Raw genomic sequence first — 22,072 nt, 5'->3', positions numbered from 1 at the left:
GAACATTCAACAGATGTGCTGGCTGACACACCGCCATCGCGAGCAGGCTCGCTCCTACAGGGGACTTTGGTCGGATCAGGAAAGCACTGGCACGGTTGCTGCTCTCACCTCAGGACTTCCTAACGTCCCGAGGACACGTCAATGAGTCAGCAAGCCGTCAAATTTGCCTACTGGGTGCCGAACGTCAGCGGCGGGCTGGTGGTCAGCAAGATCGAACAACGCACCCACTGGGGCATCGACTACAACCGCAAACTGGCGCAACTGGCCGAAGCGGCGGGGTTCGAATACGCCCTGACGCAGATTCGCTTCACCGCCGGTTACGGCGCCGAGTACCAGCATGAGTCGGTCGCCTTCAGTCACGCGCTGCTCGCCGCCACCACCACATTGAAAGTCATTGCGGCGATCCTGCCCGGTCCCTGGCAACCCGCGCTGGCGGCCAAGCAACTGGCGACCATCGATCAGCTGACCAACGGCCGCATCGCGGTGAACATCGTCAGTGGTTGGTTCAAGGGTGAATTCCACGCCATCGGCGAACACTGGCTGGAGCACGACGAGCGCTATCGCCGCTCCGAAGAATTCATTCGCTCGCTCAAAGGCATCTGGAGCCAGGACAACTTCACCTTTCGCGGCGACTTTTACCGCTTCGACAATTACAGCCTCAAACCGAAACCGCTGGGCCAGCCGGAAATCTTTCAGGGCGGCAGCTCCCGTGCAGCACGGGACATGGCGGCGCGAGTTTCGGACTGGTACTTCACCAACGGCAACACACCGGAAGGCATCAAGGCGCAAGTCGACGATATCCGCAGCAAGGCCGCCGCGAACAATCACTCGGTGAAGGTCGGGGTCAACGCGTTCGTCATCGCCCGCGACACCGAAGAAGAGGCGCGCGCAGTGCTGGCGCAGATCATCGATCAGGCTGATCCGGAAGCGGTGAATGCCTTTGGCGATGCGGCGAAACAGGCGGGCAGGGCATCACCGGAAGGCGAGGGTAATTGGGCCAAATCGACGTTCGAGGATCTGGTGCAGTACAACGACGGCTTCAAGACCAACCTGATCGGCACGCCGCGGCAAATTGCCGAGCGGATTGTGGCGTTGAAAGCGGTGGGCGTGGATTTGGTGCTGGCGGGGTTTCTGCACTTTCAGGAAGAGGTGGAGTATTTCGGCAAGCGGGTGCTGCCGTTGGTGCGGGAGCTGGAGGCCGAGGCCAGCGTGAAACAAGCAGACGTCGCCTGACCACCACAAAACTTGTAGGAGCCGGCTTGCTGGCGATAGCGATTTCACAATCAACATCATCGTTGAATGTTATGACGCCATCGCCAGCAAGCCGGCTCCTACAGGGTGCGATGTGTGTTTACAGACCGAGGTCAGACAGTCCCGGATGATCATCCGGGCGACGCCCCAGCGGCCAGTGGAACTTGCGGTCGCTTTCCTTGATCGGCATGTCGTTGATGCAGGCGAACCGGTTGGCCATCAGGCCGTTCTCGTCGAACTCCCAGTTTTCGTTGCCGTAGGAACGGAACCAGTTGCCCGAGTCGTCGTGCCATTCATAGGCGTAGCGCACGGCGATGCGGTTGCCGGTGAACGCCCAGAGTTCCTTGATCAGTCGATAGTCCAGTTCCTTGGCCCATTTGCGTGTCAGGAAACCTTTGGCTTCTTCACGGTTGTAGGCGAATTCGGCGCGGTTGCGCCATTTGGTGTCCAGTGTGTAGGCCAGAGACACGCGCTCTGCATCACGGGAGTTCCAGCCATCTTCGGCCAGGCGAACTTTTTCAATGGCCGATTCACGGGTAAACGGCGGCAATGGCGGACGAACTTCGGCGTTAGACATTTAAAGTCTCCCAATAAGATTAAAGTTCAAGCAAGTTGTCGGGCTTGTTTAAAGTGTTACAGGTCCAATAACTTTCGCGCCATGCATTGCGCATTATCGGCGGCACTGTGATCACCCATGACAAGCGCCACGGTAATGGCGCCATCGATCAGGATCAGCAGCTGTTTGGCCAGCGTCTCCGGGTCGGTTGCGCCATGTTCGGTGCAGAGCTCGCGCACGTAGTCGAGCAGCTTCTGTTTGTGTTCTTTGGCGACCAGCCGGACCGGGTCTTGCGGGTCGCCGGTTTCACCGCTGGTGTTGATGAAAGCGCAGCCACGGAAGCCTTCGGAGGCAAACCAGGCCTTGAGCACGGTAAACAGGTTGAGCAGCCGGTCGGCCGGGGTTTCGGCCTGGTCGACGGCACTTCTGTACCAGAGCATCCAGCGCACGTCGCGGCGTTGCAGGGCGGCGACGGTCAACTCCTCCTTGTTGGCGAAGTAGCGGTAGATGCTTTTTCTGGAGACGCCGGCGGTTTTCACCAGAAGATCCATGCCCGTGGCAGCGATGCCACTTTTGTAGATCAACTTTTCGGTGACATCCAGAATGATGTCGCGTGTGTCGTTGCTAGTGATTTCGTTCATGGGGCATACAGTAGAACGATCGTTCTCCTTTGACAAGCGAATATTTTCTTGTTTGTTAGATTGCCATCGCTAGCAGGCTAGCTCCCACAGGGGAATGCATTTCAAATGTGGGAGCTAGCCTGCTAGCGATGGGGGCAGCACAGACACCAGCAAGACCCAAACCCCTCCATGGTGTAAGCTCTCAACCTCTCCGGATTCGACCCATTGCGAGCCCTATGCCGTCGCTTTTCAAACGCTCTCTGCTGCCCAAACTGCGCAGTTTTCCGCTGACCGCCGATGCCGTCACCATCCTCTCTGGCGCTGCCGAATTCCGTCGTTGCCTGTTGGAAAAAATTGCCCAGGCGACCCGGCGCATCTATATCGTCGCGCTGTACCTGCAACAGGATGAAGCCGGCCAGGAAATTCTCGATGCCTTGCACGCCGCCAAACTGGCGCGTCCGGAACTGGACGTGGTGGTGGTCGTCGACTGGCTGCGCGCCCAGCGTGGCTTGATCGGTGCCGGCAAACAGCCGGGCAATTCGGCGTGGTATCAGGAAACCACCCGAACCCACGCCAGCGTGGTCCCGGTGTACGGGGTGCCGGTGCAGACCCGCGAGCTGTTCGGCGTGCTGCATTTGAAGGGCTTCGTGATCGATGACTGCGTGATCTACAGCGGTGCGAGCCTGAACAACGTTTATCTGCACAAATTCGACAAATACCGCTACGACCGTTATCACCTGCTGCACAACGGCGCCCTGGCCGACTCGATGCAGCACCTGGTTCAGCACGGCCTGGTCGCCTCGAAAGCGGTGCATCGCCTCGATTTGCCGAACCTGCCGACCACCCGCAGCCTGCGCCATGACATCGGCGACCTGCGCAGCCGCCTGAAACATGCGGCGTACGACACCACGACGGGCACCACGGTTAAAGACGGTTTGTCGGTCAGCCCATTGCTTGGGGTCGGCAAGAACAACCCGTTGAGCCGGGTAATCTGCGAGTTGATCGCCAGTGCCCAGCATCAACTGACGATCTGCACGCCGTACTTCAACCTGCCGTTGGCGGTGACCCGGGAGATCAACCGGGCATTGGCCCGGGGTGTGAAGATCGACATCGTGGTCGGCGACAAAACCGCCAACGACTTCTACATTCCGCCGAGCGAGCCGTTCAAGGTGATCTCGGCGTTGCCGTACCTCTACGAGATCAGCCTGCGGCGTTTCGCCAAACGTCATCATCGCAGCGTCGACAGCGGCCAGTTGAACCTGCACCTGTGGAAGGACGGCGATAACACCTATCACCTTAAAGGCATGTGGGTTGATCAGCGTTACACCTTGCTGACCGGCAACAACCTCAATCCGCGCGCATTCCGTCTCGACCTGGAAAACGCGCTGCTGATTGATGACCCCAAAGGTGAATTGCTGGAGCCGCGTCGCAGTGAGCTGGCGGAGATTTTCCAGCACACCACGCGTATCGAGCGTTATCAGGACCTGCAAACGCTGCCGGATTACCCGGCGGGCGTGGCCAAGTTCCTCAAGCGTGTCAGTCGCGTGCGCATTGAACGCTTGCTCTATCGCATCCTATAAAGCCTGACGCTGCCGGGGCCCTGGCCACAGGGCCACCAGCAGCAACAACGCAGCCGCTACCAGATACGGCAAACGCGGTTCGATGCCGTAGATCAGCGTGGCGGTCAACGGCCCGATCACCACGCCGAACCCCTGGGCGGCGCCGATGGAACCTGCGGTCGCGCCTTGCTCCGAGGCCTCGACCGCATTGGCGGCAAGCGCGGCGAAGGACGGGAAAATCAGGCCCATGCCGCTCGCCGAGACAAAGAACCCCAGCCACAACCCCCATGCCGAATCGACCATGATGCTGCCGGAAAACCCCAGCGCAGCGACCATCGCGCCGACCCGGATCAGCCGTAGCGGCGGCCATTCCAGTCGACGCACAACCAGCTGTGAACAGATCAACGCGAAGCCGACCATGGTCAGGGCGATACCGGCCGTTTGCGCGGCGTCGGCCGGGCTCATGCCCAGTCGATCGATGGCGAAGAAGCCGACGGTGATCTGCGCGACAGAAACGCAGAGCATCGCCACGAACGCGACCGCCATGGGCCGACGCAACCGTGGATCGTTGAGGTGCACCTTGCGCGGCGCCTGACGCAAGTGCAATTCCTGAGCCTTGAGCTTGTAACGCAGCACGAGGAATGCCATCAGCGGTAGAAACGCCATGGCGTAGAAGGGCAGGCTCAGGCTGTATCGGGACAGCAACGCCGCTATCGCCGGGCCGATCACCAGCCCGCAGGCGTTGGCAGCGCCCAATGCGGCCATGGCTTTGGCGCGGTGTTGCGGCTCGACGTTGTCGGCAATCAGTGCATTACAGCCGACCGGGATCGCCGCATAGAACACCCCGATCAGCCCGCGTCCGAGCATCAGCCCGATAAACGCCAGCGCCGCTGAAGGCAGGAATCGCAAAGACGTGTCGATGAACAGGCACAAGGCCCAATAGGCGAGGGTGAATCCCGCAGTGCCGAGCAACAGAATGCGTCGTCGTCCAAAGCGGTCGCTGGCCTGACCCCATGGACGCGCCAGCACCATCCAGATCACCCCGGACACCGTCACCGCTGCACCGGCCTGCCAGGTGGCCAGGCCCAAGACCCGGGCGATGGGCCCGATCAAAGAAACGAACGCCATCATTGCCATGGTGCAGGCCATGTTGGCGACCATGAGCGGACGCAGGTCGAAGGTTGAAGCGGACATGAGTGAGTCTTCCGTGAGCTTTTATTATTGGCGGGGGATGGTAGCAGGAGGGGGATGTGTCGGGGCTGAAAATGCCTTCGCGGGCAAGCCTCGCTCCTACAGAGTTCGCGCGGGGGTGAAAATACCCCGTACGACATAAATCCTGTAGGAGCGAGGCTTGCCCGCGAAGGGGCCCGCTCAGACGCTACAAAAAATCAATTCAACCCCAATTTCCCACGCAACGTCGACAAATCCTCAGCCAGTGTATTCACCGGCCCGACCAGCGCCTTACGGTCGCTGTCCTTCACCTTGTCATAGGTCTCAAAACCGCCATCCTTGGTTTTGTACTTCGCCAGCGTCTTGTTCACCGTGGCAAAGTTTTTGTCGACCTTGGCAATGAACGCCGCGTCCTGCTTCTCGATCTGCGGACGGAACAGGTCAACGATTTTCTTCGCGCCGTCGATGTTGCCCTGGAAGTCATACAGGTCGGTGTGGCTGTAACGATCCTCTTCGCCGGAGATCTTGGTCGCGGCGACTTCTTCCAGCAGCGCCGCCGCGCCGCCGACCACTTTTTCAGGCGGGAAGGTCAGGCCGGCCACGCGGGTTTGCAGGTCCTTGACGTCTTTGTTCAAGCCATCGGCCAGTTCGCCCAGGCCCTTGGTGCTCTTCTCGGAAAACAGCGAGTATTCGATGCGGTGGAAACCGGTGAAGTCTTCGGCTTTCACGCCTTTTTCGTGGTCGTCGACACGGGAGTCGATGGACGCATCGAGGTCACTGAACAGCTCGGCGATCGGCTCGATCGATTCGTAGTAAACCCGGGTCGGCGCGTAGAGTTTTTGCGCGGTGGCCAGGTCACCTTTCTTCACCGCATCGGTGAATTTCTGGGTGTGGCTGGCCAGTTCGTCCAGTTGCTCGGTGACGTAGATCTTGTAATCCGAAATCGGCCCCACCAGTTCCAGCGGCGCCGTCGCCGCGAAAGCCGAAAACGGGGTGTTGAGCAAACCAAGGGTCAGCAATAACGCGAGTGGCGACTTTTTCATGGGACGGTTCCGTGTTGGGGGTTGGTTAGGCGGTGGCTTTTGTTTGTGTGGCGTTGAGCAGCGAGCGGCCGATGAAATCCTGGTCGCCCGTCACACCCGGCAGGGTGAAGAAGTACCCGCCGCCGACCGGCTTGAGGTATTCCTCGAGCGGCTCGCCGTTGAGCCGGGTTTGCACGGTGATGAAGCCTTTTTCCAGGTCGGCCTGGTAGCAGATGAACAGCAAGCCCATGTCCAGCTGACCGTTCTTGTTCACGCCGTTGGAGTAGTTGAACGGCCGGCGCAGGATCAGGTTGGCCTGACTCGCGGCGGTGCGCGGGTTGGCCAGGCGGATGTGCGCGTCGAGCTTGGTCAGCTTGCCTTCCGGGTCCTTGGCGTAATCCGGAACCTCGGTTTCGTGGGCGCCGCCCATGGGCGCGCCGGTGCTTTTGACCCGGCCGAGAATGCTTTCCTGTTCCTGCAACGGCGTGCGGTCCCAGCGCTCGACGAAGTTGCGGATGATCCGCACCGCTTGATAGCTGCCGTTGACGGCCCACGCCGGTTCGTCGCTGCCGGGCTGGACCCAGACGATGCGATCCATGGCCTTGGCGTCGTTGGAATCGGGGTTGGCCGAACCGTCGCGAAAGCCCAGAAAGTTACGCGCGCTCTGCGCCGGCACACCGGGTTTCGCCGGTGCCTGGGGCGGTACGCTGCCTTCCTGTTTCCAGCGCACCAGCAGCAAGTCCGGCAGGTTTTTCACGATGTCGCGCAGGGCGTGGATGTTGGTGTCGGTGGTGTTGGAGCAGAACTGCAAACTCAGGTCGCCGTGGCAGCAATCGGCTTCCAGCGCATCGTTGGGGAAACCGACCATGCGGCTCAGCCGTTTTGGTTTGGCGTGGGCCAGGCCGAAGCGTTCGTCGAATAACGATTCACCCACCGAGACGGTGATGGTCAGGTTGTCCGGCGTGACCACCGGGCCAAGAATCCCTGAATCCACCGGTGGCAGTTTCGGATCGACCTGCGCTACCGGGCCGCCCTTCATCAGGAACGCGATGCGCTCATTGAGCGTGCGGAACAGCCGTTCGAGGTCTTCGCGATCACTGGCCAACACATCAAACGACACCAACATGCCTGACGCCGGGCGCGGGGTGACGATGCCGCTCTGGTGCTGGCCATGGAAGTCGTGGCGGTCTTCGGTCTTGTCGCTGCTCGGCGCTTCGGTGACTTGCGCGGGGCTGGCGGCCATGGCCGGGCAGCTCAATGCCGAAGCGGCCAACGCCACACCGGTGGCGCCCATGCCCATCAATACCCGGCGACGCTGGAGGTTGAATTGCTCTGAATCGTTCATTTAAAAGTCGTCTTCTGCTTACAGGCCGGAAAGGCCAAGGGCGGGATCGATTCCATCGAGTGCATCGGCCAGTGCCTTGGCCTTGTTGGCGATCTGTTGACGCTGTGCGGCGCTGACGCTGTCGTAGCTTGCGTAGCCGTTCTCGACCTTGAAACCGTTGAGTTCGGCATCAAGGCTGGCGACAGCGCTGTCGAGGGCCGGCAGCAGTTCGGCGGCGGACTTGGTCAGCAACGGGCGCAACAGGTCGACGACTTTGCGGGCAGCTTCGAGGTTGCCGGCGAAACCGTTCAAGTCGGCGTGGCTGTAGCGTTCTTCTTCACCGCTGGTCGCGCGCACATCGCCGAGGTTATTGAGGTTGCGCACCACGATGCTGACCAGTTGTTCCGGGGGCAGCGATTGCGCGAGCAGTTGTTGCTTGAGCGTGGTGACGTCGGTCAGCAGCTGTTGGGCTACCGGTGTCAGGCCGTCGAGGTTGCGTTGCTGGAACAGTGCATATTCCAGGCGATGGAAACCCACGAAGCCGGGGTCCTGCTCACGCTTTTCAAAGTAGTCGGCACGGGCGTTGATGATGTTGTCCAGTTCCGCCAGGCGTTGCGTGGCCGGGGCAATGCGTTGATAGGCACTGCGCGCCGGGACGTACAAGGCTTGTGCCTGACTCAGGTCACCGGCTTCGATGGCTTGCTCAAGCGCAGTGACGGCCTTGATCAGCACGGTGCTCTGGCTGCTCAGGTAAACGCGGAATTCCGACAATGGCCCGACGAAAGCCACCATCGACGGCTTGGCCTTGGCAGCGGCATCGGACGCCGCGGTCGGTGTCACGTGCAGCGTGCCACGCGGGTTGCTCAGCAGGCCGCAGGTGATCGCGTAATCGCCGGGCAACAGGTTGGCGTTGATCACCTGACTCAGGCCGGGCGCGATGTTTTCCCGTTCTTCGACCACCAGCACGCCGTCAAGGATTTCCCATTCAACGGCGCGATCCGAGCGGTTGACGATGCGGAAACTGGCGCGACCGGCCGGCACCGTCAACGCGTTCGGTTCGCAGCTGTGGGGGTGAATGGTCACCAGCACTTCGTCATGGTTGGCCTGGCGTTTGGCCGCGGCCATTTTCGAGGCGTAGTAGAACAGGCCGCCGGCGGCGATCATCACGATCACCGAACCGGCCACCGCCCAGCGCAAGGCGCGGGGAGGGGAAGCCTGAGGAGGGGCTTGATTTGACATGGGTGCCCTTACTGACTGGAAAAAATGCATTGGCGCACGCCCACCCTGTGGGAGCGAGACCGGCTTGCCGGCGATGGTCGTCAACGATGACGCTGGAGGCCTGATGCACCGCGGCGCTCTTATCGCGAGCAAGCTTGCTCCTACAAAGAAGCGGAAGAAGGTTGTTTAGCGGGTGCCGGCGCCGGGAGAAAAAACATCACCAGCGCCACCAGCAGGTAAATCAGATAAGCGCCGAGGGTGCTGACGGTGGGCGCGTCCTGGTAGCCGAACATCCCGGCCAGCACCGAGCCCAGCGGGCCGTCCATTGGCAGCGTGGCGCTGAAGTCGAACAGCACGGTTTGCAGGTGATTCCACACCCCGGCTTCATGCAGCGCCTGTACCGAGTTGGCGAGAATGCCGGCGGCCACCACGAGGATGAACAGCCCTGTCCAGCGAAAGAACGCGCCGAGGTTCAGGCGCATGCTGCCGGTGTAAATGAGGAAGCCAACGATGATCGCCAGGATCAGGCCGAGCAGGGCGCCAATCGGGGCCGCCGGGCCTTCGCTTTGCTGGAACACCGCGAGCAGGAAAAACACCGTTTCCAGACCTTCCCGGGCGACGGCGAAAAACACCATTGCGATCAGCGCCGTGACCTGGTGTTTGGAGCCCGTCAAAGCGTGATCGAGGGACACATGCAGCGAATGCTTGATCGAACGCGCCACCTTGCGCATCCAGAACACCATGGAACTGAGGATGCCGACCGCCACCAGGCCGACCACACCTTCAAACAGTTCCTGTTGTTTCTGCGGGAATTCGGCACTGACCAATTCCAGACCGCCGCCCACCAGCAGGGCCAGCGCGGCGGCGAGAAACACGCCGATCCAAACGGCCGGCATCCACTGGCCACGACCGGTCTGTTTGAGGTAGCTGGCGATGATGCCGACGATCAATGCGGCCTCGATGCCTTCGCGCAGCATGATCAGAAAAGGAACAAGCATTCAGCACCGTCGTGGAATTAGATAGGGTGCTAATTTGTAACATAATGACACTCATTCCCAAATGCCAATAGTTGACATTTACCTGAACCTAACCTGAACAGCCCTCAACATCACCTCGATCCCCTGTAGGAGCGAGCCTGCTCGCGATTGCGGTATGTCAGGCGACATCAATGTCGACTGATTTGGCCTCATCGCGAGCAGGCTCGCTCCCACAGGATCTGCGCTAAGATGCCACCACTCAAACAACAGGGCACACCCCGCGCAATGTCGGAAAAAGACACCATTTCCATTCAACTGGTGCGTGAAGCGCTGTTGCAAAGTTGCGCCCCCGGTGCGGCCACCGATGAGGTATTGAACAAGGTCGGTATCGAACCGGCGCTGCTGGAGTCCGCCGTTGCCCGCGTCCCGGCCACGGCCTATGCGCGTTTGTGGCGATTGCTGGCCCGGCGTGGCGACGATGAGTTTTTTGGCATGGACCCGCGCAAGCTCAAATCCGGCAGCCTGGAGTTTTTGTGCCGCTGCTCGATGGTCCAGCCGAGCCTGGCCGCCGGCCTGACTTCGGGGCTGGGGTTTCTGTCGTTGATGCTTGAACACCTGCCCGCGCAGCTGGTTCGTCAGCAAAGCCTCGCGGAAATCGTCCTGCTGGAAGACGACCAGGACCCTCGCCGCGCGTTCACCTATTTCACCTACTGGATGATCGTTCACGGTGTTGCGTGTTGGCTGGCCGGGCGACGGATTCCGATTCTGGCCATCGAGTTGCGCTGCCCGGAACCGGATTTCTGTGATGACTATCAGGTGATGTTTTCCGAGAACCTGCGTTTCGACAGGCCGCGCACCCGAATGATTTTTTCGGCCGATTGCCTGGACCTGCCGATCAAGCGCAGCGCGGAAGAGCTCAAGCGCTTCCTGGCCCATGCGCCGGCCAATATTCTGGTCAAGTACCGCGACCCGGAGAGTCTGGCGAGTCGGATCAAGCACGATTTGCGGCAATTGCCCGCCGAGCAGTGGCCGGAAACCGAACCTCTGGCACAGCAACTGTGCATGTCGGCCTCGACCTTGCGGCGGCGGCTGGCGGAGGAGGGGCAGACCTATCAAGGCCTCAAGGACAGCGTGCGCAAGGAACTGGCCATTGTCTGGCTGGCGGAGCCAAGTATCAGCTTCGCCGAAATCGCCACGCGGCTGGGGTTTGCCGATGCGAGCTCGTTCTACAAGGCTTTTCGCAAATGGTCGGGGTCGAATCCGGGGCATTATCGGAGTTTGATTCTGACCGAAGCGAGCTGATCCGGGTTTTTTAGTGAATGGGTGGCCGCTATCGCCAGCAAGCCGGCTCCTACAGGGGAATGCATTCCAAACTGTAGGAGCCGGCTTGCTGGCGATGGCGTCTGTCCAAGCGCCACATTTGTCAAACCTTGGCCAAACCAGTCAGACAACTTGATAGCTTTGACCATTGCCCCCCCCCCCCGCGCAGAGCGAGTATTTCCCTGTTGGTTACGCTTCCCCCAACCTAATAAAAATACCGAGGGATTCTGGCAATGCGCGATTACTTGTCTGCCACGTCACAGTTCAATTATCAGCACACCGTCGACGCCGCACTCGCGGGTAACCTGACGGCCCTCAATGCCTGTGTCGAGTGTTGCGACCGGCATGCGTTGCCAGGTCGCATCGCGCTGTTCTGGGAAGGCCGGGACGGCACCAGTGCGACGTACACCTTCAGCGACTTGCAGGACAAGGCTGCACGTTTCGCCAATTTCCTGCTGGCGCAGGGCGTAAAGAAAGGCGACAAGGTCGCCGGCCTGCTGCCGCGCAATATCGAATTGTTGATCACCGTGTTCGCCACCTGGCGCATCGGCGCGGTGTATCAGCCGCTGTTCACCGCGTTCGGCCCCAAGGCGATCGAACACCGCTTGAGCAGCTCCGGCGCCAAAGTGGTGGTGACCGACGCGGTCAATCGCTCGAAACTCGCTGAAGTCACCGACTGCCCGACCATCGTCACCGTCGGTGGTGCAAAAGGCCAGGGCATCGTCCGTGGCGATTTCAGTTTCTGGGCCGAACTGGCCAACTATTCCGCTGACTGCGAACCGGTGCTGCTGACCGGCGAAGACCCGTTCCTGCTGATGTTCACCTCTGGCACGACCGGCCCGTCGAAAGCGCTTTCGGTGCCGCTCAAGGCAATCGTCGCGTTCGAGAGCTACACCCGCGACGCCGTGGACCTTCGCCCTGAAGACGCCTTCTGGAACGTTGCCGATCCGGGTTGGGCCTACGGCATCTATTTCGGCGTCACCGGGCCGATGGCGATGGGGCATCCGATCACCTTTTACGATGGCCCGTTCACCCTCGAAAGCACCTGCCGGGTGATCAACAAATACGGGATCACCAACCTCACTGGCTCACCAACCGCCTATCGTCTGTTGATCGCCGGTGGCGATGAGTTCGCTAAGTCGATCAAAGGCAAGCTGCGCATCGTCAGCAGTGCCGGCGAGCCGTTGAATCCGGAAGTGATCCGCTGGTTCGCCGACAACCTCGGCGTAGTCATTCACGACCATTACGGCCAGACCGAATTGGGCATGGTCCTGTGCAACCACCACGGCCTCGATCATCCGATCCACATGGGCGCCGCCGGTTTTGCTTCGCCGGGCCACCGTATCGTGGTGCTGGACGAGGAGTACAAGGAACTGGGTGTCGGCCAACCCGGCATCCTCGCCATCGACCGCACTCAGTCGCCGATGTGCTGGTTCAACGGCTACGAAGGCGCACCGACCAAAGCCTTCGTCGGCAACTATTACCTGAGCGGCGACACCGTCGAGTGGAACCCGGACGGCAGCATCAGCTTCGTCGGCCGCAGTGACGACGTGATCACCACCTCCGGCTATCGCGTCGGCCCGTTCGATGTGGAAAGCGCATTGATCGAACACCCGGCCGTCGTCGAAGCCGCCGTGGTCGGCAAACCCGATCCGGAGCGCACCGAACTGGTCAAAGCCTTCGTCGTGCTCAGCGCGCAATACCGCGCCGCGCCGGAGTTGGCCGAAGAGTTGCGCCAACATGTGCGCAAACGTCTGGCCGCGCACTCTTACCCGCGTGAAATCGAATTTGTCAGCGAGTTGCCGAAAACCCCAAGCGGCAAATTGCAGCGCTTTATCTTGCGCAACCAGGAAATCGCCAAGGCTCAAGAGGCCGCAGCGAAGAACGTTTCAGCTTGAATCCAAGGAAACAATGATGCAGATCGAAAACAAGGTTTTTCTCGTCACCGGCGGTGCCTCCGGGCTCGGTGCGGCCACCGCTGAAATGCTGGTCGCTGCCGGCGCCAAAGTGATGCTGGTGGACATGAACGCCGAAGCGGTCGCGGCCCAGGCTGAACGTCTCGGCGCGCAAAGCGTGGTCGCGGACATCAGCAACGAAGCGGCGGCGGAAGCGGCGGTGCAGGCCACAGTCAAAGCCTTCGGTGGCCTGAACGGTCTGGTCAACTGCGCCGGCATCGTGCGTGGCGAGAAGATCCTCGGCAAAAACGGTCCGCATGCACTGGCCAGTTTCAGCCAGGTGATCAACGTCAACCTTATCGGCAGCTTCAACATGCTGCGTCTGGCGGCGGCGGCCATCGCCGAAACCGAGCCGGATGCCGATGGCGAGCGCGGTGTGATCATCAACACCGCTTCCGCCGCAGCCTATGACGGCCAGATCGGCCAGGCGGCTTATGCGGCATCCAAAGGCGCGATTGTCAGCCTGACCTTGCCGGCGGCTCGTGAACTGGCGCGCTTCGGTATCCGTGTGATGACCATCGCTCCGGGGATTTTCGAGACGCCGATGATGGCCGGCATGACCCCGGAAGTCCGCGATTCCCTTGCCGCTGGCGTGCCGTTTCCACCACGTTTGGGCAAACCGGCCGAGTACGCGCAGCTGGTCAGGCATATCATTGATAACAGCATGCTCAATGGCGAGGTGATCCGTCTCGACGGTGCCTTGCGCATGGCCGCCAAGTAAGGAGGATTTGTCATGACCCTTTCCCACGATCCAATCGTTATCGTCAGCGCCGTCCGTACCCCGATGGGCGGTTTCCAGGGCGAACTGAAAAGCCTGACTGCACCGCAATTGGGTGCCGCCGCGATTCGCGCCGCCGTCGAACGCGCCGGTGTTGCGCCGGACGCGGTTGAAGAAGTGCTGTTTGGCTGCGTGCTGCCCGCCGGCCTCGGCCAGGCGCCGGCGCGCCAGGCTGCACTGGGCGCCGGGCTGGATAAATCGACCCGCTGCACCACGCTGAACAAGATGTGCGGTTCCGGTATGGAAGCGGCCATTCTGGCTCATGACATGCTGCTCGCCGGCAGCGCCGATGTGGTGGTGGCGGGCGGCATGGAAAGCATGTCCAACGCGCCATACCTGCTGGACCGCGCCCGCAGCGGTTATCGCATGGGCCATGGCCGTGTGCTCGATTCCATGTTCCTCGACGGCCTGGAAGACGCCTACGACAAGGGCCGCCTGATGGGCACCTTCGCTGAGGATTGCGCTGAAACCAACGGCTTCAGCCGCGAAGCGCAGGATGCGTTTGCCATCGCCTCGACCACTCGCGCGCAGGAGGCGATCAAGGACGGCAGCTTCAAGGACGAGATCGTGCCGTTGACCGTGACCGTCGGCAAAGAGCAAGTCGTCATCAGCAATGACGAGCAGCCACCTAAAGCCAAACTGGACAAGATTGCCTCGCTGAAACCGGCGTTCCGTGAAGGCGGCACAGTGACTGCGGCCAACTCCAGTTCGATCTCCGACGGTGCGGCGGCGCTGGTGCTGATGCGCCGTTCCGAAGCGGACAAGCGCGGCCTGAAACCGCTGGCGGTGATCCATGGCCACGCGGCATTCGCCGACACGCCGGGCCTGTTCCCGGTGGCACCGATCGGCGCGATCAAGCGGCTGATGAAGAAAACCGGCTGGTCGCTGAATGACGTGGATCTGGTGGAAGTCAACGAAGCCTTCGCCGTGGTCGGCATGGCAGCGATGACCCATCTGGAAATCCCCCACGAGAAACTCAACGTGCATGGCGGCGCGTGCGCCCTGGGCCACCCGATCGGTGCGTCCGGCGCGCGGATCCTCGTGACCCTGCTCTCGGCCCTGCGCCAGAAAGGCCTGAAACGCGGCGTTGCGGCGATCTGCATCGGCGGCGGCGAAGCCACGGCGATGGCCGTGGAATGCCTGTACTAGGTCAACCTCACCCCTGTGGGAGCCAGCCTGCTGGCGATGCGGTATGTCATAAAAGCAGACAGTGACTGACACGACGCCATCGCCAGCAGGCTGGCTCCCACAGAGTTCTGTGTCGTACCCCGGATTTTAAGGATTTGCCATGATTCCCAATGACGAACAACTGCAGATCAGCGAAGCGGCCCGGCAGTTTGCCCAGGAACGGCTGAAACCGTTCGCCGCCGAATGGGACCGTGAGCACCGTTTCCCCAAGGAAGCCATCGGCGAAATGGCTGAACTGGGCTTCTTCGGCATGCTGGTGCCCGAACAATGGGGCGGGTGCGACACCGGTTACCTGGCCTACGCCATGGCCCTGGAAGAAATCGCCGCCGGCGACGGCGCCTGCTCGACCATCATGAGCGTGCACAACTCGGTCGGCTGCGTGCCGATCCTCAACTACGGCAACGACGACCAGAAAGAACGCTTTCTCAAACCGTTGGCCAGCGGTGCAATGCTCGGCGCTTTCGCCCTGACCGAACCGCAGGCCGGCTCCGATGCCAGCGGCCTGAAAACCCGTGCGCGCCTGGAAGGCGATCATTACGTCCTGAACGGTTGCAAACAGTTCATCACCTCCGGGCAGAACGCCGGTGTGGTGATCGTGTTTGCAGTGACGGACCCGAGCGCCGGTAAACGCGGGATCACCGCACTGATCGTGCCCACCGATTCACCGGGCTACAAAGTCGCCCGCGTCGAAGACAAACTCGGCCAGCATGCGTCCGACACCTGCCAGATTCTGTTCGAAGACGTGAAAGTGCCGGTGGCCAACCGCTTGGGCGAGGAGGGCGAAGGCTATCGAATTGCCCTGGCCAACCTCGAAGGCGGTCGCGTCGGCATCGCTTCGCAATCGGTGGGCATGGCCCGAGCCGCGTTTGAAGCGGCGCGGGATTACGCCCGTGAGCGCGAGAGTTTCGGCAAACCGATCATCGAGCATCAAGCCGTCGCGTTCCGCCTCGCGGACATGGCGACCCAGATCGCCGTCGCCCGGCAAATGGTGCATTACGCCGCCGCGCTGCGTGACAGCGGCAAACCGGCGTTGGTCGAAGCGTCCATGGCCAAACTGTTCGCCTCGGAAATGGCCGAAAAGGTCTGCTCTGCTGCATTGCAAACCCTCGGCGGTTACGGTTACCTGAACGACTTCCCGCTGGAGCGGATCTACCGCGACGTGCGGGTATGCCAGATCTACGAAGGCACCAGCGATATTCAGCGCATGGTCATTTCGCGCAGTCTTTAAGAAGGAGTCCATTGTGAGTTACGAAACGATTTTGCTGGAAACCCACGGCCGTGTCGGCCTGATCACCCTGAACCGTCCGCAGGCGCTGAACGCGTTGAACGCGCAGATCGTCAGCGAACTGAACCACGCCCTCGATGGCCTGGAATCCGATTCGAACATCGGTTGCATCGTGCTGACCGGCTCGAAAAAAGCCTTCGCCGCCGGTGCCGACATCAAGGAAATGGCTGAGCTGACCTACCCGCAGATCTACCTCGACGATCTGTTCAGCGACAGCGACCGCGTGGCCAACCGCCGCAAGCCGATCATCGCTGCTGTGAACGGTTTTGCCCTGGGCGGTGGTTGTGAACTGGCGTTGATGTGCGACTTCATCCTGGCCGGCGATAACGCCCGGTTCGGCCAACCGGAAATCAACCTCGGCGTGTTGCCGGGCATGGGCGGCACCCAGCGCCTGACTCGCGCGGTCGGTAAAGCCAAGGCGATGGAAATGTGCCTGAGCGGCCGTTTGATCGATGCCGTGGAAGCAGAGCGTTGCGGGATCGTCGCGCGGATCGTTCCGGCGGATGAATTGCTGGAAGAAGCGCTGAAGGTCGCCGCGCTGATCGCCAAGAAGTCGCTGCCGATTGCGATGATGGTCAAGGAAAGCGTCAACCGCGCCTTCGAAGTGAGCCTGTCGGAAGGCGTGCGTTTTGAGCGTCGGGTGTTCCATGCGGCGTTTGCGACGCAGGATCAGAAGGAAGGGATGGCGGCGTTTATTGCCAAGCGTGAGGCGGAGTTCGTCGGTAAGTAATGCGGTGTCCTGGCGGACGCCATCGCGAGCAGGCTCGCTCCCACATTCGACCAGGTTTCTTCAGGAGAAATGCGGTCAAGTGTGGGAGTGAGCCTGCTCGCGATGCTTTTAGGCTTCAAACCAGATAATTCTTCAACTCTCGCGCAATCACCATCCGCTGAATCTCGCTCGATCCTTCATAAATCTGCGTGATCCGCGCATCCCGGTAGTAACGCTCCACCGGGTAATCCTCCAGATACCCGTACCCGCCATGGATCTGCATCGCTGACGAGCAGACCTTCTCAGCCATTTCCGAGGCAAACAGCTTGGCCTGCGAAGCTTCCGACAGGCATGGCTTGCCCGCACTGCGCAACCGCGCGGCATGCAGGATCATCAACCGTGCAGCGTTGAGTTGCATGTGCATGTCGGCCAGCATATTGGCGATGCTCTGGTGCTCGATGATCGGCTTGGCGAACTGCACGCGATCACGGGAGTAGGCCAGCGCCGCTTCGAATGCGGCACGCGCGATACCCAAGGCCTGCGCGGCGATGCCGATGCGTCCGCCTTCGAGGTTGGAGAGGGCGATGGCCAGGCCTTTACCGCGTTCACCCAACAGATTGGCTTCGGCAATGATGCAGTTGCTCAGGGTCACTGCGCAGGTATCGGAGGCGCGAATGCCCATCTTGTGTTCGGTGCGATCAACGATGAAACCGGCGGTATCGGTCGGCACCAGAAACGCCGAGATACCACGCTTGCCCAGGTCCGGATCGGTCACGGCAAACACAATCGCCAGTTTCGCCCGCTTGCCGTTGCTGACGAATTGCTTGGCGCCGTTGATCACCCACTGGCCGTCGCGCAGTTCGGCGCGGGTGCGCAGGTTATGCGCCTCGGAACCGGCTTGCGGCTCGGTCAGGCAGAAGCAGCCGATGGCCTTGCCGCTGGCCAGATCCGGCAACCAGGTCTGTTTCTGTTCGTCGGTGCCGTAGTTCATGACCGGCCCGCAACCCACGGAATTGTGGATGCTCATCAGTGCACCCGTGGCACCGTCGCCGGCGGAAATCTCTTCCACCGCCAGGGCGTAGGCGACGTAATCGACATAAGTGCCGCCCCATTCCTCGGGCACCACCATGCCCAGCAGCCCCAGCTCGCCCATCTTCGCCACCAGACCGTCGTCGATCCAGCCGGCCTTTTCCCAGGCTTGCGCGTGCGGCGCGATTTCGCCATGGGCAAAGTCCCGGGCCATATCGCGGATCATGACTTGCTCTTCGCTCAATTCGATATCGTGCATGGCTCAGCTCCCGCTCCGGTCAAACCCTGTGAAAAAACTCGCGACATGTGCGGCGTCCAGCGCCTGCAAGGTCGGCGGGTTCCAGCGCGGGGTCTTGTCTTTGTCGATCAGCAAGGCGCGCACGCCTTCGATCAGGTCGCCGCGCTCGAACCACTGACGGTCCAGGTGCAGCTCCAGGGCAAAACAGTCTTCCAGACTCAGGTGTCGACCGCGTCGCAGCATTTCCAGGGTCACGCCCATGGCCAGCGGTGAACGGCTTTGCAGCAGGTCGGCGGTGGTGGTCGCCCATTCATGGCTGTCGGCAACCGTGACGTCGCGCAGTTGTTCAACAATACTCGGCACATCGGGCAGGGCGAAGAAGTGATCGATGGCCGGGCGCAGCGCTGCCAAAGGCGCGTCCGGCAGTTGCTGAACGGCGAGTCGGGCCAACAGGCCTTGCAGGTCCTTGAGCGGCGTGTCGTGCCATTCCAGCTGATCGAGTTTTTCGTCCAGCGTCGCCAGTTTGCTGCTGTCCAGATACCAGTCGGCCAGGCCGCAATAGAGCGCATCCGCCGCACGGATCTGCACGCCGCTGACGCCCAGGTAGATCCCCAGTTCACCGGGGATGCGCGGCAGGAAGTAACTGCCGCCGACGTCAGGGAAATAACCGATGGCCACTTCCGGCATCGCCAGGCGGCTTTTCTCGGTGACCACGCGTAAATCGGCGCCTTGCACCAGGCCCATGCCGCCGCCCAGGACGAAGCCGTCCATCAGGGCGAGAACCGGTTTGCGGTAATGGTGAATCGCGAGGTCGAGGGCGTATTCCTCGACGAAGAAGTCTTCGTGCAGGGTGTCGCCGTTTTTGAAGCTGTCATACAACGAGCGGATGTCGCCGCCGGCACAAAAGGCTTTTTCGCCGGCACCGCGCAAGACCACCGCGTGAATGTCCGAGTCCTGCGCCCAGGCGTCGAGCTGACGCTGCAGATTGCGCACCATGTCGAGGGTAATGGCGTTGAGGCCGGCGGGGCGGTTGAGGGTCAGGTGACCGATATGGTTGCGAACCTCGGCCAGCACGTCGTTTTGCGTGGCATCCATGGACGAAGTCCACTTCGATGAAACCTGAGCAGTCATCACTAACTCCCTGCTTTTATTGTTCTTTATAGAGAAGCTCGCGCGCGAGCGATGCTGGATCGTAACAGTGCAAATTTGCCTAGTACAACCCGGATATGTGCAGGTCTCGTGTGCATTTTTGTAATAGCGCTGAAGGATTTCCCTCTCAAGACCACCGTGGGCCGCGCTCACGACCGAATCGGCTGTGAAAACAGCCTTATCAGCGCAATCGGGGCGTCTGTAGCGGCCCTTACGACACCTGCAACGGGTTATCTGTTGGCATTCTGGCCGTGCTTTTGAAGCCGTCTGTGCCGAGGGTTTCAGGCTGGAGGCCGCAACGTGCGGCCCCTCGAACAAAACAATAAGAACGCTGTTGCGGCTCGCGCCGCACCGACTCTCTGTTCCTGCCCAAAAAGGCGGTCCGGTTCGCCAGGCCGCGATAATTCCAAACAAATCGGGACTCAAGAAGATGAATATCAAATGGCTGACTTTGCCGACACTCGCGCTGCTGTGCTGCACCACCGGCGCCCATGCCAAGGAATGGAAAGAGCTGCGATTCGGCGTCAACCCAAGCTACCCGCCTTTTGAGTCAACCACCGCCGATGGCGGCGTGCAGGGCTTTGGTGTGGACCTGGGCAACGCGATCTGTGCCGAGCTGAAACTGACTTGCGTGTGGGTCAGCAATGATTTCGACGGGCTGATTCCTGCCCTCAAGGCCGGCAAGTTCGACGCCATCGAATCGTCGATGACCGTGACCGAGCCGCGCAAAAAGCAGATCGACTTCACCGACCGTCTGTACGCCGGGCCGACCGCCATCGTCACCCGCAAGGACTCCGGACTGCTGCCCACCGCCGAGTCGCTGCGGGGCAAGACCATCGGTTACATGCAGGGCACGATTCAGGAAACCTACGCCAAGGCCAAACTGGGGCCGGGCGGCGTGAAGCTGCGCGCTTATCAGAATCAGGATCAGGTGTACGCCGACCTGGTTTATGGCCGTCTCGATGCGTCGATCCAGGACAAGCTGCAAGCACAGATGAGCTTTCTCACATCGCCACAAGGGGCTGACTTCCAGAACAGCGAAGGCATCAGCGACCCGTTGGTGCCGTCGGAAATCGCCATCGGCGTACGCAAGGACAACGAAGAACTCAAAGGCATGCTCAATGCCGCCATCAAGGCCCTGCATGACAAGGGCATCTACGCACAGATCCAGCAAAAGCATTTCGGCGATCTGGACCTCTACAACAACTGATCCTCGCGCCCCAAGACACTGTGCCGTGAACCGGCACAGTGTTTCACCGTGGGCGCCTCAAGACAGGTGACTGGCGTGAATTCCTTCCTGAATCTGATCGGGCTCGATGTTTCGGCCCTGCAAGGCTATGGCCCATTGTTGCTGCACGGCACCTGGGTCACGTTGAAACTGTCGGCGCTCTCGCTGCTGGTGAGCATGGCGCTGGGGTTGCTCGGCGCGGCGGCAAAGCTGTCGCCGCTGAAGCTGTTGAACCTGCCGGCAACCTTCTACACCACCTTGATTCGCGGTGTGCCGGACCTGGTACTGATGCTGCTGATTTTCTACAGCCTGCAAGGCTGGCTGAGCAGCCTGACCGAAGCGATGGGCTGGCCTTACATGGAAATCGACCCGTTCGTGGCCGGGATTATCACCCTCGGGTTTATTTATGGCGCGTATTTCACCGAGACCTTTCGCGGAGCGATCCTCAGCGTGCCGCGTGGACAACAGGAAGCCGCGGCGTGTTTCGGTTTGAACCGCTGGCAGCGGTTTCGCTTCGTGGTGTTTCCGCAAATGATGCGTTTTGCCTTGCCGAGCCTGGGCAACAACTGGCTGGTGTTGCTCAAGGCCACGGCGCTGGTGTCGATCATCGGCCTGTCGGACCTGGTCAAGGTCGCGCAAGAGGCCGGTAAAAGCACCTTCAACATGCTCGATTTCCTGCTGATGGCGGCGGCGCTTTATCTGCTGGTCACCAGCGCGTCGAACTACGCCTTGCGTGTGTTGGAGCGACGTTACAACCAGGGCGTACGGGGGATGGCGCGATGATCGAGTTGATTGCCGAATACTGGAAACCCTTTCTGTTCAGCGACGGCGAGACCCTCACTGGCCTGGCGATGACCCTGTGGTTGCTGGTGGCGAGCATCGCGATGGGCTTTGTCCTGTCGTTGCCGTTGGCGATCCTGCGCACCTCGCGCTGGGGCTTGCTGCGCTGGCCGGTTCAGCTGTTTACCTACGTGTTTCGCGGTACGCCGCTGTATATCCAGCTGCTGATTTGCTACAGCGGGATCTACGGCATCGCGGTGGTGCGCTCGCAGCCGCTGCTCGAAGCGTTCTTTCGCGACGCGATGAATTGCACGCTGCTCGCGTTCACCCTCAACACTTGCGCCTATACCGTGGAAATTTTCGCCGGGGCGATCCGCAGCATTCCCTACGGTGAAATCGAGGCAGCCCACGCTTATGGCTTGAGCGGCTGGCGCCTGTACCTGCGACTGATCCTGCCCTCGGCGTTGCGCCGGGCGCTGCCGTATTACAGCAACGAAGTGATTCTGATGCTGCACGCGACATCGGTGGCGTTCACCGCGACCATTCCGGACATTCTCAAAGTCGCCCGCGACGCCAACGCCGCGACCTTCATGACCTTTCAGGCGTTCGGCATTGCCGGCCTGCTGTACCTCGCGTTGTCGTTCGGCCTGGTCGGCGCATTTCGCCTCGCGGAAAAGCGCTGGCTGAGCTTTCTCGGGCCGACTCATTAATCCATT

20 protein-coding genes are annotated in these 22,072 nt (G+C 60.9%); 11 read left to right on the top strand and 9 right to left on the bottom strand.

The genetic code is table 11. The annotated features are described in order from the left end of the window. Positions 1 to 141: 141 nt before the first annotated feature. Complete coding sequence (gene sfnG, locus IB254_RS03600) at positions 142 to 1,233, top strand: dimethylsulfone monooxygenase SfnG (RefSeq protein WP_192416428.1); 1,092 nt, start codon at positions 142 to 144, stop codon at positions 1,231 to 1,233. 118 nt (positions 1,234 to 1,351) lie between these two features. Here the strand turns inward: sfnG and IB254_RS03595 are convergent, their stop codons facing one another. Continuing rightward, complete coding sequence (locus tag IB254_RS03595) at positions 1,352 to 1,828, bottom strand: DUF1348 family protein (RefSeq protein ID WP_192227247.1); 477 nt, start codon at positions 1,826 to 1,828, stop codon at positions 1,352 to 1,354. 56 nt (positions 1,829 to 1,884) lie between these two features. Continuing rightward, entirely contained in the window at positions 1,885 to 2,448 is a 564-nt protein-coding gene (locus tag IB254_RS03590; protein ID WP_192227246.1) for a TetR/AcrR family transcriptional regulator, read from the bottom strand. Positions 2,449 to 2,663: 215 nt separating this feature from the next. On the opposite strand from IB254_RS03590, the gene pssA reads away from it, so the two are divergent. Then, on the top strand, positions 2,664 to 4,007 hold the full coding sequence (gene pssA, locus IB254_RS03585) for a CDP-diacylglycerol--serine O-phosphatidyltransferase (protein ID WP_008038356.1): 1,344 nt from the start codon (positions 2,664 to 2,666) through the stop codon (positions 4,005 to 4,007). On the opposite strand, the gene IB254_RS03580 is transcribed toward pssA, so the two are convergent. From IB254_RS03580 to efeU, 5 genes are all read right to left on the bottom strand, one after another. Beyond that, positions 4,002 to 5,180, bottom strand: a complete 1,179-nt coding sequence (locus IB254_RS03580; protein WP_192227244.1) for an MFS transporter — start codon at positions 5,178 to 5,180, stop codon at positions 4,002 to 4,004. The two genes, pssA and IB254_RS03580, sit on opposite strands and share 6 nt — an antisense overlap. A gap of 194 nt (positions 5,181 to 5,374) precedes the next feature. Beyond that, positions 5,375 to 6,199 (bottom strand): iron uptake system protein EfeO, encoded by an 825-nt coding sequence (gene efeO / locus IB254_RS03575; RefSeq protein ID WP_192416427.1) that lies wholly within the window; start codon positions 6,197 to 6,199, stop codon positions 5,375 to 5,377. A gap of 25 nt (positions 6,200 to 6,224) precedes the next feature. Beyond that, positions 6,225 to 7,523: an iron uptake transporter deferrochelatase/peroxidase subunit gene (gene efeB, locus IB254_RS03570; protein WP_192416426.1), complete on the bottom strand. Its 1,299-nt coding sequence runs from the start codon at positions 7,521 to 7,523 to the stop codon at positions 6,225 to 6,227. An 18-nt stretch (positions 7,524 to 7,541) separates the two neighbouring features. Then, the gene (gene efeO / locus IB254_RS03565; RefSeq protein ID WP_192416425.1) at positions 7,542 to 8,741 is read right to left on the bottom strand and encodes an iron uptake system protein EfeO; all 1,200 of its coding nucleotides are present in this window, start codon (positions 8,739 to 8,741) and stop codon (positions 7,542 to 7,544) included. A 140-nt stretch (positions 8,742 to 8,881) separates the two neighbouring features. Then, positions 8,882 to 9,718 (bottom strand): iron uptake transporter permease EfeU, encoded by an 837-nt coding sequence (gene efeU, locus IB254_RS03560; protein WP_192416424.1) that lies wholly within the window; start codon positions 9,716 to 9,718, stop codon positions 8,882 to 8,884. Between the two features lie 264 nt (positions 9,719 to 9,982). On the opposite strand from efeU, the gene IB254_RS03555 reads away from it, so the two are divergent. From IB254_RS03555 to IB254_RS03530, 6 genes are all read left to right on the top strand, one after another. Next, positions 9,983 to 10,999: an AraC family transcriptional regulator gene (locus IB254_RS03555; RefSeq protein WP_192416621.1), complete on the top strand. Its 1,017-nt coding sequence runs from the start codon at positions 9,983 to 9,985 to the stop codon at positions 10,997 to 10,999. 251 nt (positions 11,000 to 11,250) lie between these two features. Then, entirely contained in the window at positions 11,251 to 12,915 is a 1,665-nt protein-coding gene (locus IB254_RS03550) for an AMP-binding protein (RefSeq protein WP_192416423.1), read from the top strand. A 16-nt stretch (positions 12,916 to 12,931) separates the two neighbouring features. After that, a complete protein-coding gene (locus tag IB254_RS03545) occupies positions 12,932 to 13,693 on the top strand; it encodes an SDR family NAD(P)-dependent oxidoreductase (RefSeq protein WP_192416422.1) in 762 nt (253 codons plus the stop codon). Between the two features lie 12 nt (positions 13,694 to 13,705). Then, the gene (locus tag IB254_RS03540) at positions 13,706 to 14,899 is read left to right on the top strand and encodes an acetyl-CoA C-acyltransferase (RefSeq protein WP_192416421.1); all 1,194 of its coding nucleotides are present in this window, start codon (positions 13,706 to 13,708) and stop codon (positions 14,897 to 14,899) included. 139 nt (positions 14,900 to 15,038) lie between these two features. Further along, positions 15,039 to 16,166 carry an acyl-CoA dehydrogenase gene (locus IB254_RS03535; RefSeq protein WP_008026517.1) on the top strand — a complete coding sequence of 376 codons (1,128 nt, stop codon included), beginning with the start codon at positions 15,039 to 15,041 and terminating at the stop codon, positions 16,164 to 16,166. A gap of 13 nt (positions 16,167 to 16,179) precedes the next feature. Continuing rightward, complete coding sequence (locus IB254_RS03530) at positions 16,180 to 16,953, top strand: enoyl-CoA hydratase (RefSeq protein ID WP_192416420.1); 774 nt, start codon at positions 16,180 to 16,182, stop codon at positions 16,951 to 16,953. Positions 16,954 to 17,068: 115 nt separating this feature from the next. Here the strand turns inward: IB254_RS03530 and IB254_RS03525 are convergent, their stop codons facing one another. Both IB254_RS03525 and IB254_RS03520 read right to left on the bottom strand, forming a co-directional pair. Beyond that, positions 17,069 to 18,220 (bottom strand): acyl-CoA dehydrogenase family protein, encoded by a 1,152-nt coding sequence (locus IB254_RS03525; protein WP_192416419.1) that lies wholly within the window; start codon positions 18,218 to 18,220, stop codon positions 17,069 to 17,071. Positions 18,221 to 18,223: 3 nt separating this feature from the next. Continuing rightward, positions 18,224 to 19,330 carry an enoyl-CoA hydratase/isomerase family protein gene (locus IB254_RS03520; protein ID WP_192416418.1) on the bottom strand — a complete coding sequence of 369 codons (1,107 nt, stop codon included), beginning with the start codon at positions 19,328 to 19,330 and terminating at the stop codon, positions 18,224 to 18,226. Between the two features lie 448 nt (positions 19,331 to 19,778). Between IB254_RS03520 and IB254_RS03515 the strand changes: the two genes are divergently transcribed. From IB254_RS03515 to IB254_RS03505, 3 genes are all read left to right on the top strand, one after another. Further along, positions 19,779 to 20,558, top strand: coding sequence for a transporter substrate-binding domain-containing protein (locus IB254_RS03515; RefSeq protein ID WP_008026508.1), 780 nt, complete (start codon positions 19,779 to 19,781; stop codon positions 20,556 to 20,558). 75 nt (positions 20,559 to 20,633) lie between these two features. Continuing rightward, positions 20,634 to 21,359, top strand: a complete 726-nt coding sequence (locus IB254_RS03510) for an ABC transporter permease (RefSeq protein WP_192416417.1) — start codon at positions 20,634 to 20,636, stop codon at positions 21,357 to 21,359. After that, entirely contained in the window at positions 21,356 to 22,066 is a 711-nt protein-coding gene (locus IB254_RS03505; RefSeq protein ID WP_008026504.1) for an ABC transporter permease, read from the top strand. Before IB254_RS03510 ends, IB254_RS03505 begins: the two co-directional genes overlap by 4 nt. Positions 22,067 to 22,072 lie beyond the last annotated feature (6 nt).

The sequence above is a fragment of the Pseudomonas sp. PDM03 genome, assembly GCF_014852385.1.
GTDB classification, from domain to species: Bacteria; Pseudomonadota; Gammaproteobacteria; order Pseudomonadales; family Pseudomonadaceae; genus Aquipseudomonas; species Aquipseudomonas migulae.
This window is presented reverse-complemented; position numbering and strand designations above follow the sequence as displayed.

What these genes read in the sequence shown, in the direction of transcription:
- IB254_RS03525 (WP_192416419.1), bottom strand. Translation starts at nt 18,220, where the DNA reads ATGCACGATATCGAATTGAGCGAAGAGCAAGTCATGATCCGCGATATG.
- efeU (WP_192416424.1), bottom strand. Translation starts at nt 9,718, where the DNA reads ATGCTTGTTCCTTTTCTGATCATGCTGCGCGAAGGCATCGAGGCCGCA.
- IB254_RS03550 (WP_192416423.1), top strand. Translation starts at nt 11,251, where the DNA reads ATGCGCGATTACTTGTCTGCCACGTCACAGTTCAATTATCAGCACACC.
- IB254_RS03540 (WP_192416421.1), top strand. Translation starts at nt 13,706, where the DNA reads ATGACCCTTTCCCACGATCCAATCGTTATCGTCAGCGCCGTCCGTACC.
- IB254_RS03515 (WP_008026508.1), top strand. Translation starts at nt 19,779, where the DNA reads ATGAATATCAAATGGCTGACTTTGCCGACACTCGCGCTGCTGTGCTGC.
- IB254_RS03595 (WP_192227247.1), bottom strand. Translation starts at nt 1,828, where the DNA reads ATGTCTAACGCCGAAGTTCGTCCGCCATTGCCGCCGTTTACCCGTGAA.
- efeB (WP_192416426.1), bottom strand. Translation starts at nt 7,523, where the DNA reads ATGAACGATTCAGAGCAATTCAACCTCCAGCGTCGCCGGGTATTGATG.
- IB254_RS03505 (WP_008026504.1), top strand. Translation starts at nt 21,356, where the DNA reads ATGATCGAGTTGATTGCCGAATACTGGAAACCCTTTCTGTTCAGCGAC.
- IB254_RS03555 (WP_192416621.1), top strand. Translation starts at nt 9,983, where the DNA reads ATGTCGGAAAAAGACACCATTTCCATTCAACTGGTGCGTGAAGCGCTG.
- efeO (WP_192416425.1), bottom strand. Translation starts at nt 8,741, where the DNA reads ATGTCAAATCAAGCCCCTCCTCAGGCTTCCCCTCCCCGCGCCTTGCGC.
- IB254_RS03590 (WP_192227246.1), bottom strand. Translation starts at nt 2,448, where the DNA reads ATGAACGAAATCACTAGCAACGACACACGCGACATCATTCTGGATGTC.
- sfnG (WP_192416428.1), top strand. Translation starts at nt 142, where the DNA reads ATGAGTCAGCAAGCCGTCAAATTTGCCTACTGGGTGCCGAACGTCAGC.
- IB254_RS03520 (WP_192416418.1), bottom strand. Translation starts at nt 19,330, where the DNA reads ATGACTGCTCAGGTTTCATCGAAGTGGACTTCGTCCATGGATGCCACG.
- IB254_RS03580 (WP_192227244.1), bottom strand. Translation starts at nt 5,180, where the DNA reads ATGTCCGCTTCAACCTTCGACCTGCGTCCGCTCATGGTCGCCAACATG.
- pssA (WP_008038356.1), top strand. Translation starts at nt 2,664, where the DNA reads ATGCCGTCGCTTTTCAAACGCTCTCTGCTGCCCAAACTGCGCAGTTTT.
- IB254_RS03545 (WP_192416422.1), top strand. Translation starts at nt 12,932, where the DNA reads ATGCAGATCGAAAACAAGGTTTTTCTCGTCACCGGCGGTGCCTCCGGG.
- IB254_RS03535 (WP_008026517.1), top strand. Translation starts at nt 15,039, where the DNA reads ATGATTCCCAATGACGAACAACTGCAGATCAGCGAAGCGGCCCGGCAG.
- efeO (WP_192416427.1), bottom strand. Translation starts at nt 6,199, where the DNA reads ATGAAAAAGTCGCCACTCGCGTTATTGCTGACCCTTGGTTTGCTCAAC.